The organism is Catenuloplanes atrovinosus, from assembly GCF_031458235.1.
GTDB lineage: Bacteria > Actinomycetota > Actinomycetes > Mycobacteriales > Micromonosporaceae > Catenuloplanes > Catenuloplanes atrovinosus.
Map to the genome: position 1 here is coordinate 289,981 of NZ_JAVDYB010000001.1, position 16,261 is coordinate 306,241.

Annotated in this window: 16 protein-coding genes; 8 read left to right on the forward strand and 8 right to left on the reverse strand. The window is 72.5% G+C overall.

From position 1 onward, the window contains the following. Positions 1–101 precede the first annotated feature (101 nt). Positions 102–779: an iron-dependent transcriptional repressor DtxR gene (locus J2S41_RS01280; RefSeq protein WP_310361897.1), complete on the forward strand. Its 678-nt coding sequence runs from the start codon at positions 102–104 to the stop codon at positions 777–779. 69 nt (positions 780–848) lie between these two features. Here the strand turns inward: J2S41_RS01280 and J2S41_RS01285 are convergent, their stop codons facing one another. From J2S41_RS01285 to J2S41_RS01295, 3 genes are all read right to left on the reverse strand, one after another. Further along, positions 849–1,418, reverse strand: a complete 570-nt coding sequence (locus tag J2S41_RS01285) for a hypothetical protein (protein WP_310361899.1) — start codon at positions 1,416–1,418, stop codon at positions 849–851. A 77-nt stretch (positions 1,419–1,495) separates the two neighbouring features. Beyond that, complete coding sequence (gene lhgD, locus J2S41_RS01290; protein ID WP_310361901.1) at positions 1,496–2,680, reverse strand: L-2-hydroxyglutarate dehydrogenase; 1,185 nt, start codon at positions 2,678–2,680, stop codon at positions 1,496–1,498. 71 nt (positions 2,681–2,751) lie between these two features. Beyond that, positions 2,752–4,023, reverse strand: a complete 1,272-nt coding sequence (locus tag J2S41_RS01295) for an alpha-amylase family protein (protein ID WP_310361903.1) — start codon at positions 4,021–4,023, stop codon at positions 2,752–2,754. 64 nt (positions 4,024–4,087) lie between these two features. Between J2S41_RS01295 and J2S41_RS01300 the strand changes: the two genes are divergently transcribed. The 4 genes from J2S41_RS01300 (at position 4,088) to J2S41_RS01315 (ending at position 9,102) form a co-directional block, all read left to right on the forward strand. Next, positions 4,088–4,705 (forward strand): TetR/AcrR family transcriptional regulator, encoded by a 618-nt coding sequence (locus J2S41_RS01300; RefSeq protein ID WP_310361906.1) that lies wholly within the window; start codon positions 4,088–4,090, stop codon positions 4,703–4,705. A 56-nt stretch (positions 4,706–4,761) separates the two neighbouring features. Continuing rightward, positions 4,762–5,976, forward strand: coding sequence for an acetoin utilization protein AcuC (locus J2S41_RS01305; protein WP_310361908.1), 1,215 nt, complete (start codon positions 4,762–4,764; stop codon positions 5,974–5,976). Beyond that, positions 5,976–8,567, forward strand: coding sequence for a bifunctional acetate--CoA ligase family protein/GNAT family N-acetyltransferase (locus tag J2S41_RS01310; protein ID WP_310361912.1), 2,592 nt, complete (start codon positions 5,976–5,978; stop codon positions 8,565–8,567). The genes J2S41_RS01305 and J2S41_RS01310 overlap by 1 nt, the downstream gene beginning before the upstream one ends. Positions 8,568–8,802: 235 nt before the next feature. After that, the gene (locus J2S41_RS01315) at positions 8,803–9,102 is read left to right on the forward strand and encodes a hypothetical protein (RefSeq protein ID WP_310361914.1); all 300 of its coding nucleotides are present in this window, start codon (positions 8,803–8,805) and stop codon (positions 9,100–9,102) included. A gap of 384 nt (positions 9,103–9,486) precedes the next feature. On the opposite strand, the gene sigB is transcribed toward J2S41_RS01315, so the two are convergent. Further along, positions 9,487–10,509 carry an RNA polymerase sigma factor SigB gene (gene sigB, locus J2S41_RS01320; protein ID WP_374728099.1) on the reverse strand — a complete coding sequence of 341 codons (1,023 nt, stop codon included), beginning with the start codon at positions 10,507–10,509 and terminating at the stop codon, positions 9,487–9,489. A 187-nt stretch (positions 10,510–10,696) separates the two neighbouring features. Between sigB and dtd the strand changes: the two genes are divergently transcribed. Beyond that, complete coding sequence (gene dtd / locus J2S41_RS01325) at positions 10,697–11,119, forward strand: D-aminoacyl-tRNA deacylase (RefSeq protein ID WP_310361918.1); 423 nt, start codon at positions 10,697–10,699, stop codon at positions 11,117–11,119. Positions 11,120–11,141: 22 nt separating this feature from the next. Here dtd and J2S41_RS01330 read toward each other — a convergent pair whose 3' ends face one another. The 3 genes from J2S41_RS01330 to J2S41_RS01340 all read right to left on the reverse strand — a co-directional run bounded on the left by J2S41_RS01330 (position 11,142) and on the right by J2S41_RS01340 (position 13,964). Next, the gene (locus J2S41_RS01330) at positions 11,142–11,930 is read right to left on the reverse strand and encodes a sporulation protein (RefSeq protein ID WP_310361920.1); all 789 of its coding nucleotides are present in this window, start codon (positions 11,928–11,930) and stop codon (positions 11,142–11,144) included. Positions 11,931–12,031: 101 nt separating this feature from the next. Continuing rightward, a complete protein-coding gene (locus tag J2S41_RS01335) occupies positions 12,032–13,492 on the reverse strand; it encodes a DUF7782 domain-containing protein (RefSeq protein ID WP_310376231.1) in 1,461 nt (486 codons plus the stop codon). A 40-nt stretch (positions 13,493–13,532) separates the two neighbouring features. After that, a complete protein-coding gene (locus J2S41_RS01340; RefSeq protein ID WP_310361921.1) occupies positions 13,533–13,964 on the reverse strand; it encodes a cupin domain-containing protein in 432 nt (143 codons plus the stop codon). 79 nt (positions 13,965–14,043) lie between these two features. Here J2S41_RS01340 and J2S41_RS01345 point away from each other — a divergent pair, with 79 nt between their 5' ends. Continuing rightward, a complete protein-coding gene (locus J2S41_RS01345) occupies positions 14,044–14,619 on the forward strand; it encodes an HhH-GPD-type base excision DNA repair protein (RefSeq protein WP_310361922.1) in 576 nt (191 codons plus the stop codon). Positions 14,620–14,996: 377 nt separating this feature from the next. Here J2S41_RS01345 and J2S41_RS01350 read toward each other — a convergent pair whose 3' ends face one another. Continuing rightward, positions 14,997–15,302, reverse strand: a complete 306-nt coding sequence (locus J2S41_RS01350) for a hypothetical protein (protein ID WP_310361925.1) — start codon at positions 15,300–15,302, stop codon at positions 14,997–14,999. Between the two features lie 287 nt (positions 15,303–15,589). Between J2S41_RS01350 and J2S41_RS01355 the strand changes: the two genes are divergently transcribed. After that, complete coding sequence (locus J2S41_RS01355) at positions 15,590–15,934, forward strand: DUF3099 domain-containing protein (protein ID WP_310361927.1); 345 nt, start codon at positions 15,590–15,592, stop codon at positions 15,932–15,934. Positions 15,935–16,261: the final 327 nt, after the last annotated feature.

A 16,261-nucleotide genomic window follows, 5' to 3' on the forward strand; every position in this document is an offset into this window, starting at 1 on the left:
CTAGTCAACACCACCTTCGGCACTTGCCCCCACCATTCCGCGGCCGAGTCCGGTGCCGGGTTCGCAAGGTAGAATCGCCACCCACAGGGAGGGCTGCCGTCGTGAACGACCTTGTCGACACCACCGAGATGTATCTGAAGACCATCCTCGAACTCGAGGAGGAGGGCGTTCCCGCGTTGCGTGCGCGGATCGCGGAGCGCCTGCACCAGAGCGGCCCCACCGTCAGCCAGACCGTTGCCCGCATGGAGCGGGACGGGCTGCTGCGGGTCGAGAACGATCGTCATCTGCACCTGACCGAGGCGGGGCGCCTGCACGCCGTGTCGGTCATGCGCAAGCACCGCCTTGCCGAGCTTCTGCTGGTCAATGTCATCGGCATGCCCTACGAGGAGGCCCACGAGGAGGCCTGCCGGTGGGAGCACGTGATGAGCGACTCGGTGGAGAAGCGGGTCTACGAGCTGCTGAACCGGCCGAGTCGCTCGCCGTACGGTAACCCGATCCCCGGCCTGGAGGCGCTGGGTGACGGACCGTCCACGGAGGAGCGTCCGGGAGAGCGCAACCTCGCGTTCCCGGGCCTGTCCGGCGACGTGGTGGTCTCCCGCATCTGCGAGAGCGTCCAGACGAACGCGGACGTGCTGCGTCAGCTGCACGCGGCGGGCGTCGACCCGGGCGCGATCGTGACCGTGGCGCAGGAGCGCGACGCGGTGACGATCGACCGCTCCGGTGACAAGATCAAGCTTCCGCGCGAGGTCGCGTCCCGGGTCTTCGTGGCCGCGGCGTGAGCTGAGCGGTCCGTTTCATTCCGAGAAACCCCCGGCCCGCGTGCGGAGCGGCCGGGGGTTTGCCGTTTCTCAGGTGGCGACGAGCGTCGCGTCGAGGTCTTTCGCCATGTCGACGAGCACCGGCGCGAGATCGGTCGCGGCGGCCTTCTGCTGATCCTTGGCGAACGTGTACCGCAGCATGAGAATGCGCCCGTTCGACGAGAGCCAGCCGATCTCCGCGGACGGCCCGTGATCCTTGGTGCCGTCCGAGACGAGCTTATAGGCGGCCTTTCCCAGGTCCTTGACCGCTTCCGCGCCCTCGGGCTTCACGTCCGACCCGAAGACCTCCGCGTCCGCCGAGGTCTCGCTCACCGCGAGGCTCAGATCCGGCCACGGGGCGTCACCCTGCTGCAGCACGCAGGTGATGGTCTCCTTCTGCTCGCCGGCCGCGGCCACGTTGAACTCCACGTCCAGGAAGTCGTGCACCACGCCGAAGTTGAGCAGCTCGCAGGCGCCGCCGGCGATCTCCGCCTGGGTGTCCTCGACCCGTGCCCGCACCGGCGGGCCGGCGTCGGTCTCGGTCTCGGCGTTGTTACAGCCGGTGAGCAGGGATCCGGCCAGAATGATGCCCAGCGTCGCCGCCGTCAGCCGGTCACGCACGGTTCCACTCCTCGAATTCGGGTCTGACGCGGAAACCGTACGGGCTGAGCGCCCCGGACGAAAGCCCCGCCACTCCGCTAATTCGGCGAAACCGCAGCGAGACGCGCGACGATATGTTTTGCGATCTCCAATGAACTGGTCGCGGCCGGTGACGGAGCGTTCAGCACATGCACCTGTCCGTCGCGCGACTCGATGAGGAAGTCGTCGACCAACTCGCCGCTCGGCAGAATCGCCTGCGCCCGGACGCCCGCCTCGGCCGGCACCAGATCCGCCTCGGTGATCTCCGGGACCAGTCGCGCGAGGCCGCGCGCGAACAGCGGCCGGGACAGCGACCGGCGCACCTCGGCCAGCCCGTAGCCCAGATGCCGCCGGGCCAGCCGCCACATGCCGGGGAACGCGGCCACCTCGGCCAGGTCGCGCGCGCTGAACCGGCCCCACGAGTAGCCCTCGCGCGCGGTGGCCAGCACCGCGTTCGGCCCCGCGTGCACGCTGCCGTCGATCATCCGGGTCAGGTGCACGCCCAGGAACGGGAAGCGTGGGTCCGGCACCGGGTAGATCAGCCCCTTGACCAGGTGCCGCCGGTCCTCGCGCAGTTCGTAGTACTCGCCGCGGAACGGCACGATCCGCGCGGCCGTCCGGATGCCCGCCAGCCGCGCGATCCGGTCCGACTGCAACCCGGCGCAGTTGATCACGAAGTCCGCCGGGACGTCGCCGGCGCCGGTCTCCACCACGCCGTCGCGGAAGCCGGTGACCGCGGTGCCCAGCATGATCCGTCCGCCGCCGGCCGCGATCAGCGACGCGAGCACCTCGCACACCGCCCGGTAGTCGACGATCCCGGTCGAGGCCACGTGCATCGCCGCCACCGCGGCCACGTGCGGCTCGTGCTCCCGCGCCGCCGCGCCGGACAGCATGCGCACCGGCAGCCCGTTCGCGGTCGCGCGCGCGAACAGCGCGTCCAGGCGCGGCAACTCGTCCGCGGAGGTCGCCACGATCAGCTTGCCGCACGTCTCCACCGGGATGCCGTGCTGCTCCGCGAACGCGACCATCGACGCGCTGCCCGCCCGGCACAGCGTGGCCTTGAGGCTGCCCGGCTTGTAGTAGACGCCCGCGTGGATCACGCCGGAGTTGTGGCCGGTCTGGTGCGCCGCGACCCGCGGCTCCTTGTCGATCACGGTGACCGTGGCGTCCGGGTGGTCGAGCGTCAGCCGATGCGCGGTCGCCAGCCCGACGATCCCCGCGCCGATCACCACGTACCGTGCCATGCCGTTCCCCGTCCGATCGCGTCCCGCACCGCGACGCTACCCGCGCCGACCCGCCCCGAACAGGCAAAAGATCAATCAGCGGTACGTACGCCCACCGTCCACCCGCGGCCCGGCGTCACGAGCGGATCCGCCTGGCCCGGATGCGAGGACTCGGCCACGGTCAGCTCCCCGTCCACGGCCGGGAACCGGTACGGCACGTCGTCCAGGTTCAGCGACGTCACCACCACCTGCCCGCCGTGCGCCGCCCGCAGCGCGATCTGCCGGTTCGTCAGGTGCGTCACCGTCGTCTCCGCCCGGGCCAGCCACGGGAACCGCCGCCGCAGCCCGATCAGCCGCTGGTGCGTCCGCAGCACCTCCGCCCCGAACGGCGCCAACTCCGCCGGTGACGCCGGGAACGCGGGCCGGACGTCGTCGTCCCCACCGGCCCGGTCGTACTTCACGCCGCGGAACGCCTGCTCGTCCCCGTAGTACACGCTCGGCACCCCGGCCACCGTGAACAGCACGGCCAGCGCGTGCCCCAGGTGTCCCGGATCGTCGAGGCGCGAGGCGATCCGCGTCACATCGTGGTTCCCGACGAACGTCAGCGTGTCCGGCGAGTGCCGCCCCAGCGCCCAGGCCAGCTCGAACAGGTTCGCGTCGTTGAGCGCGCTCCAGATCGCCTTCCACAGCTCGTACTGGGTGACCGCGTCCAGGCCCGCCTTCTCCCGGTACTCCAGCCCGTGGATCACCTCGCCGACGATCCACGCGGACGGGTGGCGCTCCCGGACCGCGGGCAGCACCGCCTGCCAGAACTCCGGCGGCACCGCGTACGCCGCGTCCAGCCGCCACCCGGCCGCGCCCCGGTCCAGCCAGTGGTTCATCACGGTGGTGACGTGCTCGCGTACCGCCTCGGCGCCGTGATCGAGCGCGACCAGCGCGTCGTGCCCCTCGAACGTCGCCCACCCGCCGTCGCCCGTGCGCCGGAACCACGCCGCCGCCTCCGCCGCGCCGCGCTCCGCGGCCCGGAACCTCGGAAAGTCCCGCCCCACGTGGTGGAAGACGCCGTCCAGCAGGACCGCGATCCCGCGCTCCCGGCAGGCCGCGATCAGCCGGTCGAAATCCGCGTCGTCGCCCAGCCGGGGATCGATCCGGAGGTGGTCGACCGTGTCGTAGCCGTGCGTCGACGAGGCGAAGACCGGGCCCAGCTGGAGCCCGTTGCAGCCCAGCTCGATCAGGTAGTCCAGCCACGCCTCGACGTGCCGCAGCCGGTGCGTGACCGGCTCGTCCGGCCCGGCCGCGCGCGGTGCCCCGGTGAAGCCGAGCGGGTAGACGTGCCAGAAGATCGCGTGCTCGACCCGGCCCATGCGCCTTCTCCCAAAGATGAGCGGTTTTACTGAGCCTAACTCACTAACGCGGTACGATGGACGCGTGACCCGCACCGATCGACGCCCCCGGCAGCGGCTCGGCGAGGCGGCCCGCCGCGAGGCGATCCTCACCGCGGCCGGCCGAGCCTTCGCCGACCGGCCGTACGACCAGGTCGCCGTGGCCCGCGTGGCCGAGGAGGCGGGCGCGTCCGAGGCGCTCGTGCACCGCTACTTCGGCAGCAAGAGCGGCCTCTACCTGGCCACCGTCCGCGGCTCGGTCAAGCTGCTGCTCGACCGCCAGCGCGCCGCCGACGCGGCGCTGCCCGCGGACGCCACGCCGCGCGACCGGCTCGCCGAGAGCGTCCGCGTCTACCTGGACTCGGTGACCACCTGGGCGGTCGGCTGGCTGGCGCCGCTGCAGTCGCCCGGCGGCGAGCCGCCCACCGCGGCCGAGCTGCGCACCGAGACCCGGGCGTACTACGTGCGCCTGATGCGCACCATGCTCGGCACCGAGGACGGGAGCTGCGACTACGCGCTGCACGGCTACCTCGGCTTCCTGGACGCGGCGTGCCTGGCCTGGGCCGCGCGCGGCTACCCCGACGCCGACCGGGCGCTCATCACCGGCCAGGCGCTGAACGCGCTCGACGGCGCCCTGCGCGCGGCGGGGCATCGGGGGCTGTAGATAGAAGTCTCACAGCTGGTCCGCTGAGCGGCCGATCCGCGTGCGACGATGGCCGCATGGAGAGCCCGACATCAGGTTCAGCCGGCACGGTCGTCGTCTGGGACGAGTCCCTCCTGCAGTACGACCTCGGCGACCACCCGCTCAACCCGGTCCGGGTGGAACTCACCATGGCCCTCGCCCGCGAGTTCGGCATCCTCCGCCGCCCCGGTGTCCGCGTGATCCCGCCCGTCATCGCGGAGGACGCGCTGATCGAGCGCGTGCACAGCCGCGACTACCTGGAAGCGGTCCGCACCGCCATCAACGACCCGTTCTTCTCCGGGTACGGACTGAACAGCCCGGACAACCCGGTCTTCGAGAACATGCACGAGGCCAGCGCGCGCATCGCGGGCGCCACCGTCGCCGCGGCGGAGGCGATCTGGAAGGGCGAGGCCGTCCGCGCGGTCAACGTGGCCGGCGGCCTGCACCACGCGATGCCGTCCCGCGCCGCCGGCTTCTGCGTCTACAACGACCCGGCCATCGCGATCGCCCGCCTGCTGGACCTGGGCGCGGAGCGGATCGCGTACGTCGACGTGGACGTGCACCACGGCGACGGCGTGCAGGCCGCGTTCTACGACGACCCGCGCGTGCTCACCATCAGCCTGCACGAGACGCCGCTCGCGCTGTTCCCCAACACCGGCTTCCCGGACGAGACCGGCGCGCCCGGCGCGGAGGGCTACGCGGTCAACGTCGCGCTGCCGCCCGGCACCACCGATCCGGGCTGGCAGCGGGCCTTCCACGCGGTCGTGCCCGGGCTGCTCCGCGCGTTCCGGCCGCAGATCCTCATCACCCAGTGCGGCGCGGACGCGCACCGGCTCGACCCGCTCGCCGACCTGCGCCTCTCGGTGGACGGGCAGCGAGCGACGTACCTGGCGTTCCGCGCGCTCGCCGACGAACTCTGCGGCGGGCGCTGGCTGGCCACCGGCGGCGGCGGATACGCGCTGGTCGAGGTGGTGCCGCGGGCGTGGACCCACCTGCTGGCGATCGCCACCGGCGAGCCGCTCGACCCGGCGCGGCCCACGCCGCCGGACTGGCGCGCGTTCGCGCGGCAGCGCATCGCGCAGGGTCACCTGGGCGACGCGGACATCCCGTCGCGGATGACGGACGAGGTCGACCCGAGTCACGTGCCGTGGGAGCCGGAGGGCGAGCCGGACGCGGTGGACCGGGCCGTGATGGCCACCCGCCGCGCCGTGTTCCCGCTGCACGGCCTGGACCCGCACGATCCGAGGGACTGATGACCGAGATCGCGGCCCGGACCGCGCGCGACGCGGACGTGCTGCTCAGCGACGGCAGCACGGCCCACCTGCGGCAGATCAGGCCGGAGGACGCGCCGGCGATCGTGGCGATGCACTCCCGCTTCTCCGAGCGCACCCGCTACCTGCGCTACTTCAGCCCGTACCCGCGAATCCCGGAACGCGACCTGCGCCGATTCGTGGTGGTGGACCACCGCGACCGGGAGGCGCTGGTGGTGACCAGCGGCGACAAGATCTTCGCGGTCGGCCGGTACGAGCGTCTCGGCGCGGACTCCCCGGAGGCCGAGGTCGCGTTCGTGGTCGAGGACGCGCACCAGGGCCGCGGCATCGGGTCCGTGCTGCTGGAACACCTGGCCGCGGCCGCCCGGCAGGAGGGCATCACCCGGTTCGTGGCCGAGGTGCTGCCGGCGAACGGCGCGATGCTGCGCGTCTTCGCGGACGCCGGCTACTCGATTCAGCGCAAGTACGAGGACGGCGTCGTCCACCTGACGTTCCCGATCGCGCCCACCGAGCTCTCCCGCGAGGTGCAGGAGCGCCGCGAGCACCGTACCGAGGCCCGCTCGATCGTGCCGCTGCTCTCCCCGCGCGCGGTCGCGGTCTACGGCGCCAGCGCCAGCGGCCAGGGCATCGGCGCCGCGCTCCTGGCGCACCTGCGCGACGGCGGCTTCACCGGCCCGGTGCTGCCGATCCACCCCACGGCCGGGCGGGTGGCCGGGCTGCCCGCGCTGCGCAGCGCCGTGGACGCGGGCACCGAGATCGACCTGGCGCTGGTCGCGGTGCCGCCGGGCGCGGTCGGCGAGGTGGTGGCGGACGCGGCCCGGGCCGGCGTGCGCGGCCTGGTCGTGGTGTCGGCCGGCTTCGCGGAGACCGGACCGGCGGGCGCCGCCGCCGAACGCGACCTGCTGCGCGGAGCCCGCGACGCCGGCATGCGGCTGATCGGCCCGAACTGTCTCGGCATCGCGAACACGTCCTCGGACGTCCGGCTGAACGCCACGCTCGCGCCGCGCCTGCCCACCGCGGGCCGGGTCGGCTTCTTCAGCCAGTCCGGCGCGCTCGGCGTGGCGCTGCTGGACGCGGCGGACCGGCGCGGGCTGGGCCTGTCCAGCTTCGTCTCGGCCGGTAACCGCGCGGACGTCTCCGGCAACGACCTGCTCCAGTACTGGCAGGACGACCCCGCGACCGACGTGATCCTGCTCTACCTGGAGACGTTCGGTAATCCGCGCAAGTTCGCCCGGCTGGCGCGCCGGATCGGCCGTACCAAGCCGGTGGTGGCGGTGGCGTCGTCCGCGCGCCCGGCCTCGCTCGCGCCGTCCGCGTCCGACGTGCCGGGCCTGGACCCGGCCGCGGTCACCGCGCTGTTCGCCCGTTCCGGCGTGATCCGCGTCGACACGGTCGCGGAGATGTTCGACGTGGGCGTCCTGCTCGCGCACCAGCCGCTCCCGGCCGGCCGGCGGATCGGCGTGGTCGGCAACTCCTCCGCGCTGACCGCGCTCGCGGCCGCGGCCGTGCACACGTCCGGGCTGACGCTGGCGGAGAGCTACCCGCACGACGTGCCGCCGGTGTCCGGCGCGCACGACTTCGCGGACGCGCTGGCCGACGCGGCCATCGACGAGCGGGTGGACGCGCTGGTCGCGGTGTTCGCGCCGCCGCTGCCCGGCCAGCACGCGGACGAGGACGTGGATTTCGCCTCGGCGGTGGCGAGCGTGGCGCTGGCGGGGGAGAAGCCCACGGTCGCGATGTTCCTCGCCGGCACGCTGCCGGAGCGCATCCCGTCGTACCCGTCGGTGGAGGAGGCGGTGCGCGCGCTCGCCCGGGTCGCCACCTACGCCGACTGGCTGCGCCGCCCGCCCGGCGCGGTCCCCGACCTGTCCGGCATCGACCGCCCACGCGCCGCGGAGATCATCAAGAACGGCCCGGTGGACGCGGCCGAGCTGCTCGCCGCGTACGGCATCCCGGTCGTCCCGTCCACGACGGTGCACGCCGCGCCGGATGCGGTCGCCGCCGCGGACGCGCACGGCTACCCGGTGGCGCTGAAGGCGGCCGGCGGCGGGCTGCGGCACCGCATCGACCTGGGCGCGGTGCGGCTCGACCTGGGCTCCGCGGCCGAGGTGGAGCGCGCCTACCGCGAGCTGTCCCCGTTCGGCGCCGGCGTGATCGTGCAGCCGATGGTGGCGCCCGGCGTCGCGTGCGTGGTCGAGATGGTGGAGGACCCGCAGTTCGGCCCGATCGTCGGCTTCGGGCTCGGCGGCGTGGCGATGGAGCTGATCGGGGACCGGGCCTGGCGCGCCGCCCCGCTCACCGACCTGGACGCGGACGCGCTGATCGGCGAGCCGCGGAGCGCACCGCTGCTGCGCGGGTTCCGCGGTGCCGCGCCGGTGGACCGGGCCGCGCTGGCCGAGCTGCTGGTCCGCGTGGGCCGGCTGGTCGACGAGCACCCGGAGATCCGCGCGCTCTCGCTCAACCCGGTGCTCGCCCGCCCGGACGGCTTCGCCGTGCTGCACGGTTCGGTGCGGGTGGGTAGCCCGGGGGAGCGCGGCGACCCGGGCCCGCGACGGTTGCGCGGTGGATCGTGACACGAAGGTGTGAGTGCAACTTGCAACTTCCACACTTTGTGTGCACCAGGCGCTCAAAGTCGCATTGATCGACTCATGGTGACCACTTGTTTACTCGTCAGAGTCAGTCAATAGTGGACGGAGAGATCCCCGCCGTACCGTGACGATCGTGCCGACGCCGGCAATCCCGGCCACGCCCGGTCCCTCCCCTCACGGACAACATCGACTTTCCTCGGCCTGCCCGAAGGACGACGCGATGATTGACCATGATGTCCGGATCGAGATCGACCTGTTCCTGCCGGCCACCGACCATGCGCTGGGTGCGGGCGACATCCTCCGGATCGCGCAGACGGACTACTGCTACGGCAACGGTCCACTGACGCTGCGCATCACCCGGCTGGGCGCCGACCCGGCCGCGTACCCCGCGCTCGAGTGGCTCGGCCTCACCGGCGTCGAGCTCACCCCGGACGGCGCGGAGGGCGACGTCCGCCACGTCCTGGTCCGCGCCGACGTGATCCGCGGCGTCCGCGTCCCCGGCCCGCCACGCACCGGCTGACCCCCGCCCCGAGCGGGCGCCGGTCCCCCCAGACCCGCACTCTCCGCAACCGCGGCCCCCGGGCGCCTCGCCTCCCCCCGCGACCCCACCCGGGACGCCGCACCCCGCGCCGGCCGCCGACCCGATCACTCCCCCCCGATCGGTCCGGCGGCCGGCGCGTCCCTCCCCCGCCCCCGCCCCCGCCGCCCCCCTCGCGTCGATCTAGGGCATTTTCCTGCGTTTCGATCTCCATTTACGTGAATACGGCCTAGATCGACGCGGCGGCGCGGTGTGCGCGGCGCGGTGTGCGCGGCGCGGTGTGCGCGGTGTGCGCGGTGTGCGCGGTGTGCGCGGTGCGGGCGGCGCGGTGCGGGCGCCGCGGGCGGCGCGGCGGCGCGGGGGTGATCAGCAGGCGTAGGCCTCGAGGCGGCTGGCGCGGCTGGGGTCGCGGAGCTTGAGCAGCGTGACCTTTTCGATCTGGCGGATGCGCTCGCGGGACAGGCCGAACTCGCGGCCGACCTCGTCGAGCGTGCGCTGGCGGCCGTCGTCGAGGCCGAAGCGGAGGCGGATCACGGCCTGCTCACGCTGGGAGAGCGAGGAGAGCACGATCTCGACCTCGTTGCGCAGCTCGCCGGGGGACGTGCCCTCGCCGGGCTGGGTGCTGTCCGCGGCCACGAAGTCGCCGAGCGCGCTCTCGCCGTCCTCGCCGACGGCCTGGTCCAGGCTGACCGGCTCCCGGTCGTACGAGATGAGCTCGATGACCTGGAACTCCTCGACGCCCATCGCGGTGGCGATCTCCGCGACCGAGGGCTCGCGGCCCAGCGACACGGACAGCTCGCGACGGGCCCGGACCATGCGGTTGACCTGCTCGACCATGTGCACCGGGATGCGGATGGTGCGGGCCTGGTCGGCCATGGCGCGGGTGATGGCCTGGCGGATCCACCAGGTGGCGTAGGTGGAGAACTTGTAGCCCTTGGTGTAGTCGAACTTCTCGACGGCGCGGATGAGGCCGAGGTTGCCCTCCTGGATGAGGTCCAGGAACGCCATGCCACGGCCGGTGTAGCGCTTCGCGATGCTGACGACCAGTCGCAGGTTCGCCTCGAGCAGGTGGTCCTTGGCCTTGCGGCCCTCTGCCACGATGACGGTCAGATCCGCGGCCAGTGCCCCCCGGTCCGCGGTGCCGAGCAGTTCCTCCGCGTACAGGCCGGCCTCGATCCGCTTGGCGAGCTCGACCTCCTGCACCGCGGTGAGCAGCTTCGTGCGGCCGATCCCGTTCAGGTAGGCCCGCACCAGGTCTGCCGAGACGCCGCGCTCGTCCGTGGCGTCCAGGTCGACAACGGTCTCCAGGGCGTCGTCCGCCGTGGCGATGTTGTCTCCGGCCGCGAGGGCCGGGCTGATCGCGTTCTCCGTCATCATCTGCAGGACCACCGTGCGTCCCCTCCCCGCTTCCAACAAGTGGCGCGTTACCAACACGTCGTGCCGGTGAGAGACAGCTTTCTCCAAACCCCGTTAAGCGGAGGTAAGGCGAACCCCTTGTGGCACTAATCCGGGAGATGGTCTCTGCGTCGGGGGCGGATGAGGAGTGCTCAGTCAGGTTTATGGCAGGGTGGCGGCCATGCGAGCGGTGATTCAGACGGTCAGTAGGGCCAGCGTGACGGTGGGTGGAGAGGTGGTCGGCTCCATCGGCGAGGGCCTGCTGGTGCTGCTCGGCGTGACGCACACGGACACGCCGGCGATCGCGGAGACCATGGCCCGGAAGATCCATGAGGTACGGCTGCTGCCCGGGGAGCGGTCCGCGGCCGAGCTGGCGGCGGGGATCCTGGTGGTCAGTCAGTTCACGCTGTACGGCGACGCGCGCAAGGGACGGCGGCCCACCTGGTCGGCCGCGGCGCCGGCCGAGGTCGCGGAGCCGCTGTTCACCGCCGTGGTGGAGGCGCTGCGCGGGCGGGGCGCCAAGGTCGAGACCGGCCGGTTCCGCACCCACATGCTGGTGGAGAGCGTCAACGCCGGGCCGAACACCCTGATCCTCGATCTGTGACCAGGGTGTCCGGGCGCGGTGGTCAGAAGAACAGGCCGCGGCGCTGGGCGGACTGCCGCAGCCAGTTGTCCAGCTGTGCCGTCCAGTTCGTCTGGTCCGCGGTGGCCCAGTCGACCGTGAACCGGCCGAACGCGTCGTGGCCCTCGGTGAAGAGGCCGCCACGCTTGTCGATCTCCAGCACCACCTGGAGGTGCCGGGCGGTGGCCACGAAGGTCAGCTCCAGCTGGTTGATGCCGGACGCGTACTGCGGCGGCGGGTAGAACTCGATCTCCTGGTAGAACGGCAGCGTCTGCTCGACACCGTAGATGCGGCCGCGCTCCACGTCCGCCCGGGTGAAGCGGAAGCCGAGCTGCTGCAACGCGTCCAGGATGCGCTCCTGGGCCGGCAGCGGGAAGATCGCCACCTGGTCCAGGTCGCCCTTGTCCACCGCGCGCGCCACCTCCAGCTCGGTGCGCAGGCCCATGGTCATGCCGTGCAGGTACTGGTTGTAGACGTGCGTGATCGGGGTCTCCCACGGCACGTCGAAGCGGAACGGGATGTCGTGGCGCTGCCCCGGCTCCAGGCGGAACGCGCCGGTCAGCCGCACCCGGTGGAACTCCTGCGTGGTGTCGTACTCGCTGTCGCCGCTCTCCACCTCCACGCGGGTGACCAGGCCGAGCGATACGTACTCGATGTCGGTGGCGTGATCGCCGCCCTGGACGTGCACCTGGCCCTCCAGGTAACCACCGGGACGGGCGTTGGGGTTGGCGAGCACCGTCTCCACCGACGGGCCGCCCACGCCAAGGGCCTGCATGAACCGCTTGAAGACCACGACGTCCTCCGTAGGATCTCTGTCTGGCTCGGGCCCGGGACCGTCCCCCGGGGTGGCTCAGCCTCAGGGACAGTATCCGCCGGTGGCAAGGCCCGCGCTCGTCACGCGGCGGGGACGACCAGCCCGCGTTCGACCAGGTGACCGATCAGCGGCAGCGCGGCATCGACGAGATCGTCCTCCGGTGCGTCGTGCGCGATCGCCAGCACGGACAGCTGCTCGCGCAGCGGCACCCGGCCGTCCGCGCCGCTGACCAGCGCCAGCACCAGCGGGTCCACCTCCTCGGACCAGCGCAGCCCGTGCGTCATCCGCAGCACCTGCCGGTCGACCAGCCAGCCCTCCTCGCCCATGGTCGCCTCCTGGAGAAGCTGTACCCCGTCCGCCAGCGCGTACCGCGCGGCGAGCAGCCCCTCCCGGTCGTGCGCGCGCAGCCAGTCCTGCCGGCCGAACCACTCCCGGACGCGCTCGCCCAGCGTGCCCTCGACCTGCTGGCGGAGGTCCTCGACCCGGACCACCGGGTCGGCCGCGCCGGTGTGCCGCAAGCTGATCAGGCCGAACCCGACGGCCTCGATCCGGTGCTCGTCGAACCAGTCCAGCCACGCGGCCTTGCGGTGCGGGTCGGCACCGTCGGACGCGTCGGCCAGCCACAGGTCCACGTACGCCATCGGGTCCGCCACCTCGCGCTGGATCACCCACCCGTCCAGCCCGGTGCCGGCCAGCCAGCCCGCGACCCGGTCCTCCCACTCCTCGCCGGCCACGTGCACCCAGTTCGCCAGGAACTGCATGGTGCCGCCCTCGGTCAGCAGGCCCGGGGCGGCCTGGGCCAGCTCCGCGCAGACCGCGTCGCCCGGCCGGCCCGAGTCCCGGTAGGTGTGCGTGGCCACGCCCGGCCCGACCACGAACGGCGGGTTGCTGACCACCAGGTCGAAGCGCCGACCGCGGACCGGCTCGATCAGGTCGCCGCGGAGCAGCTCCCAGCTCTGCCCGTTCAGCGCGGCCGTGGTGGCGGCGAAGCGCAGCGCGCGCTCGCTCAGATCGGTGGCGGTGACGTGCTCGGCGTGCTCGTTGAGGTGCAGCGCCTGGATGCCGCAGCCGGTGCCGAGGTCGAGCGCGGAGCCGACCCGGCGGCGCACGGTCGCGGCCGCCAGCGTGGTCGAGGCGCCGCCGACGCCCAGCACGTGATCGGCCGGGAGTGGACGGCCCGGGCGCGCCGGCACGTCCGACACGATCCACCAGTCGTCGCCGTACGGCTCCAGGTCCACGCCTTGGCGGAAGCCGTCGCCGTGCCGCTCCACCAGCCCCGCCTCGATCGCGTCGGCCAGCGGCAGCGGCGACAGCGCGTCCGCGACGTCCCGCTCCGGCTCGGTCTGCGCGCAGACGAACAGCCGGATCAGCGTCGCCAGCGGGTCACGCTCCTCCGTGGCGCGCAGCGCGGCCCGGAAGTCGTTGCGCCCGACCCCGGCCGTCGCGACCGGGCCGAGCCGGTCCGCGATGCCCTTGGCGGTGTAGCCGGTGCGGGTGAGCGCCTCGCGGAGCCGCCGGACGCCGTCGTCGGAGAGGAGCATGTCGGTCACGGCGCCCATTGTTCCCTATGCGAGATTTGCGCTACGCCAGGCGCCAGTCCTCGTACTCGAATCCCGGCGCCACGATGCAGGTGACCAGCGCCGGCTCGTGCCCCGCCGGCGCCGCCGCCTGCCACGTCCCGGCCGGCACCAGCCCCTGCGGTCGCTGCCCCGCCGCCAGGTCCGCGCCCAGCACCAGCGACCGCACGAACTCGCTCGGCCGATCCCCGTCCCCGCCCATCCGCAGCGTCAGCGGCCCGCCCGAGTGCCACAGCCACAGCTCGTCCGAGCGCACCTGATGCCAGCGCGCCTCCTCACCCGGATGCAGCAGGAAGTAGATCGCGGTCGCGGCCGCCCGCACCCCCGGATATCCCTCCGGCGCGAACTCGTGCCCGCTGCGCCAGGTCTGCCGATACCAGCCCCCCTCCGGGTGCGGCGAAAGATCCAGCTCCTCGGCGATCGACGGCCTGCTCATCCCGCCATTCTCCACCACCGCGACGTCCTTTACCGGCCCCTCGCCGGCGCGCCCGGCCATCGGGTAGCAAGATGGCGGTATGACGTTCTCGCTGCCCATCGACGCCGAGGCCAACGCGCTGCTGGACCGCGATCCGCTGGCGATGGTGATCGGCCTGACGCTCGATCAGCAGATCACCATGGAGAAGGCGTTCACGTCCCCGTGGGTGCTGGCACAGCGGCTCGGCCATGAGCCGACCGCGACCGAACTGGCCGAGTTCGACCCGGACGAGCTGATCGCGATCTTCGCGGAGCCGCCCGCGCTGCACCGCTTCCCGAAGGCGATGGCCGCCCGCGTGCAGGAGGTGTGCCGGGCGATCGTCGAGCGGTACGACGGCGACGCCACCGCCATCTGGCGCGACGTGCCCACCGGCGCGGAGCTCTACCAGCGGGTCGTGGCGCTGCCCGGCTTCGGCAAGCAGAAGGCGCAGATCCTGGTGGCCCTGCTCGGCAAGCAGTGCGACGTGCGCCCGCCGGGCTGGCGCGAGGCCGCGGGCGGCTACGGCGAGGAGAACGCCTACCGCTCCGTCGCCGACATCACCGACGACGACTCCCTGGCGAAGGTCCGCGAGTACAAGAAGCAGGCGAAGGCCGCGGCCAAGGCCGCCAAGCCCTGACCGGCGGCCCGTCCCCGCCGGCCCGCTCCCACAGCGCCGCGTCCGGGCTCGCCTCCCACTCCCGCGCGGCCTCCGCGTAGGCACCGCGAAGCCCGGCCTGCCCGTCCATCAGGCCCAGCTCGATCCGCGACGTCGATGCCGCAGTCGGCGGTGACCTCCTCGGGGCCGAAGCCGTTCAGGTGCGGCCAATGGACGAGGCGGGACACGATCAGCGCATGCTCCGGCGACGCGGGCAGCATGATCGCGGTACCGACGATTGCCGGTTCTCGCGGTCCCGTACCACCCTTTCGGTGGCCACGAAGGCCGGCGGCCCCGGCACGCGAGGTGCCGGAGCCGCCGGTGGGGGGATGCGATGATCACTCGGGGGATACGAGTGATCAGTGCTTCTTGATGTACGCCTTCTTGACCAGCGGGATGCTGGCGGCCTTGCAGTCGGTGACCGACGTGTTGTTGAGGATGTTCGACAGCACGTTCACGTTGATGCCGCAGAAGACGGCCGCGACCGGCACGGTCACGTTCTCCAGCACGGTCACCTCGTTGCCGGTGAGCACGTCCTGGACGGTGACGTCGACCAGCGTCGGGCTGGTGGAGCCGGTCGCCATCGCCGGGCCGGCCATGGTCAGACCGCCGAAGGTGGCGACGCCTGCCAGTGCGACACCGGCGACGAACTTCGAGATACGCATGTACTACTCCCAATTTATGTGATTGCGGCCCTTTCTTACGGCCGTGCCAAATTTGTACTCAATTGCCCACCATGATCGGAATGCCGAAACACGCGTAAATCGGGTGAGTCGGTTTTTATACAGGCAAAAGGAATTGCGTTCGGAATTCATCGGAAGGCGTCGGGACGAAGAAAAGTTTCAGTCCCGACGTGTCCCGCGCCCCATCGCGCACGCCCGCCCGGTGGTCCGGTGGAGAAAGTGCGAGGATGGGACATCGGGGGCGCGAAGGCCCCGGAAATGAGGAATCGGTGAGACGCCCCGAGCACAGGCCCAGCCTGATCACCGACGCGCCGCGCAGCCCCGAGGAGGAGCTGCGCAGCCGCCAGATCCGCTACGTCGTGATGATGCTGATCCGCACCCTCTGCCTGATCATCGGCGGCATCCTGCTCAGCGTGCGCGCCCCGTGGCTGCCGCTCTGGCTCTCGCTCTGCGCCGCCGGCATGGTCATCCTGCCCTGGCTCGCGGTCATCCTCGCCAACGACCGCCCGCCCAAGGACAAGCACCGCCTCCGCCGCCCCACCGCACGCGTCGACCCGGGCCCACCCGCACTCCCCGCCCAGCAGGCCCCGCCCACCATCGACCACGAGCCCTGACCCCGAGAACCTCAGAAGCGGATATTCCCGCTTCCGGCCCGGTCCGGCCCGCATGCTCCCGCGGGCAAACCTCCGGCTTCCCTCCGACTCCGCTGGCGCTCCGCTCCGGTCCGCCGGTCGGAGCCGGTGTCCGTGTGGTCACCCGAGACCCCGCCACCCGGCGCCGCCGGTCACCTCCCGGCCGCCGTCCCGTCCCGTCCCGTCCGCGCCGCTCGCCGCTTCCCGAACCGCCCCGCGGAACCGCCCCGCGGAACCGCCCCGCGGAACCGCCCCGCGGAACCGCCCCGCGGCTGAGCGGAGAACATGGTGACCGGCACTGAAGACGGT

Coding starts and splice junctions, on each gene's coding strand:
- lhgD (WP_310361901.1), bottom strand. CDS start 2,680: ATGGCACGGTACGTGGTGATCGGCGCGGGGATCGTCGGGCTGGCGACC.
- J2S41_RS01295 (WP_310361903.1), bottom strand. CDS start 4,023: ATGGGCCGGGTCGAGCACGCGATCTTCTGGCACGTCTACCCGCTCGGC.
- J2S41_RS01305 (WP_310361908.1), top strand. CDS start 4,762: ATGGAGAGCCCGACATCAGGTTCAGCCGGCACGGTCGTCGTCTGGGAC.
- J2S41_RS01310 (WP_310361912.1), top strand. CDS start 5,976: ATGACCGAGATCGCGGCCCGGACCGCGCGCGACGCGGACGTGCTGCTC.
- J2S41_RS01315 (WP_310361914.1), top strand. CDS start 8,803: ATGATTGACCATGATGTCCGGATCGAGATCGACCTGTTCCTGCCGGCC.
- dtd (WP_310361918.1), top strand. CDS start 10,697: ATGCGAGCGGTGATTCAGACGGTCAGTAGGGCCAGCGTGACGGTGGGT.
- J2S41_RS01335 (WP_310376231.1), bottom strand. CDS start 13,492: ATGCTCCTCTCCGACGACGGCGTCCGGCGGCTCCGCGAGGCGCTCACC.
- J2S41_RS01340 (WP_310361921.1), bottom strand. CDS start 13,964: ATGAGCAGGCCGTCGATCGCCGAGGAGCTGGATCTTTCGCCGCACCCG.
- J2S41_RS01345 (WP_310361922.1), top strand. CDS start 14,044: ATGACGTTCTCGCTGCCCATCGACGCCGAGGCCAACGCGCTGCTGGAC.
- J2S41_RS01350 (WP_310361925.1), bottom strand. CDS start 15,302: ATGCGTATCTCGAAGTTCGTCGCCGGTGTCGCACTGGCAGGCGTCGCC.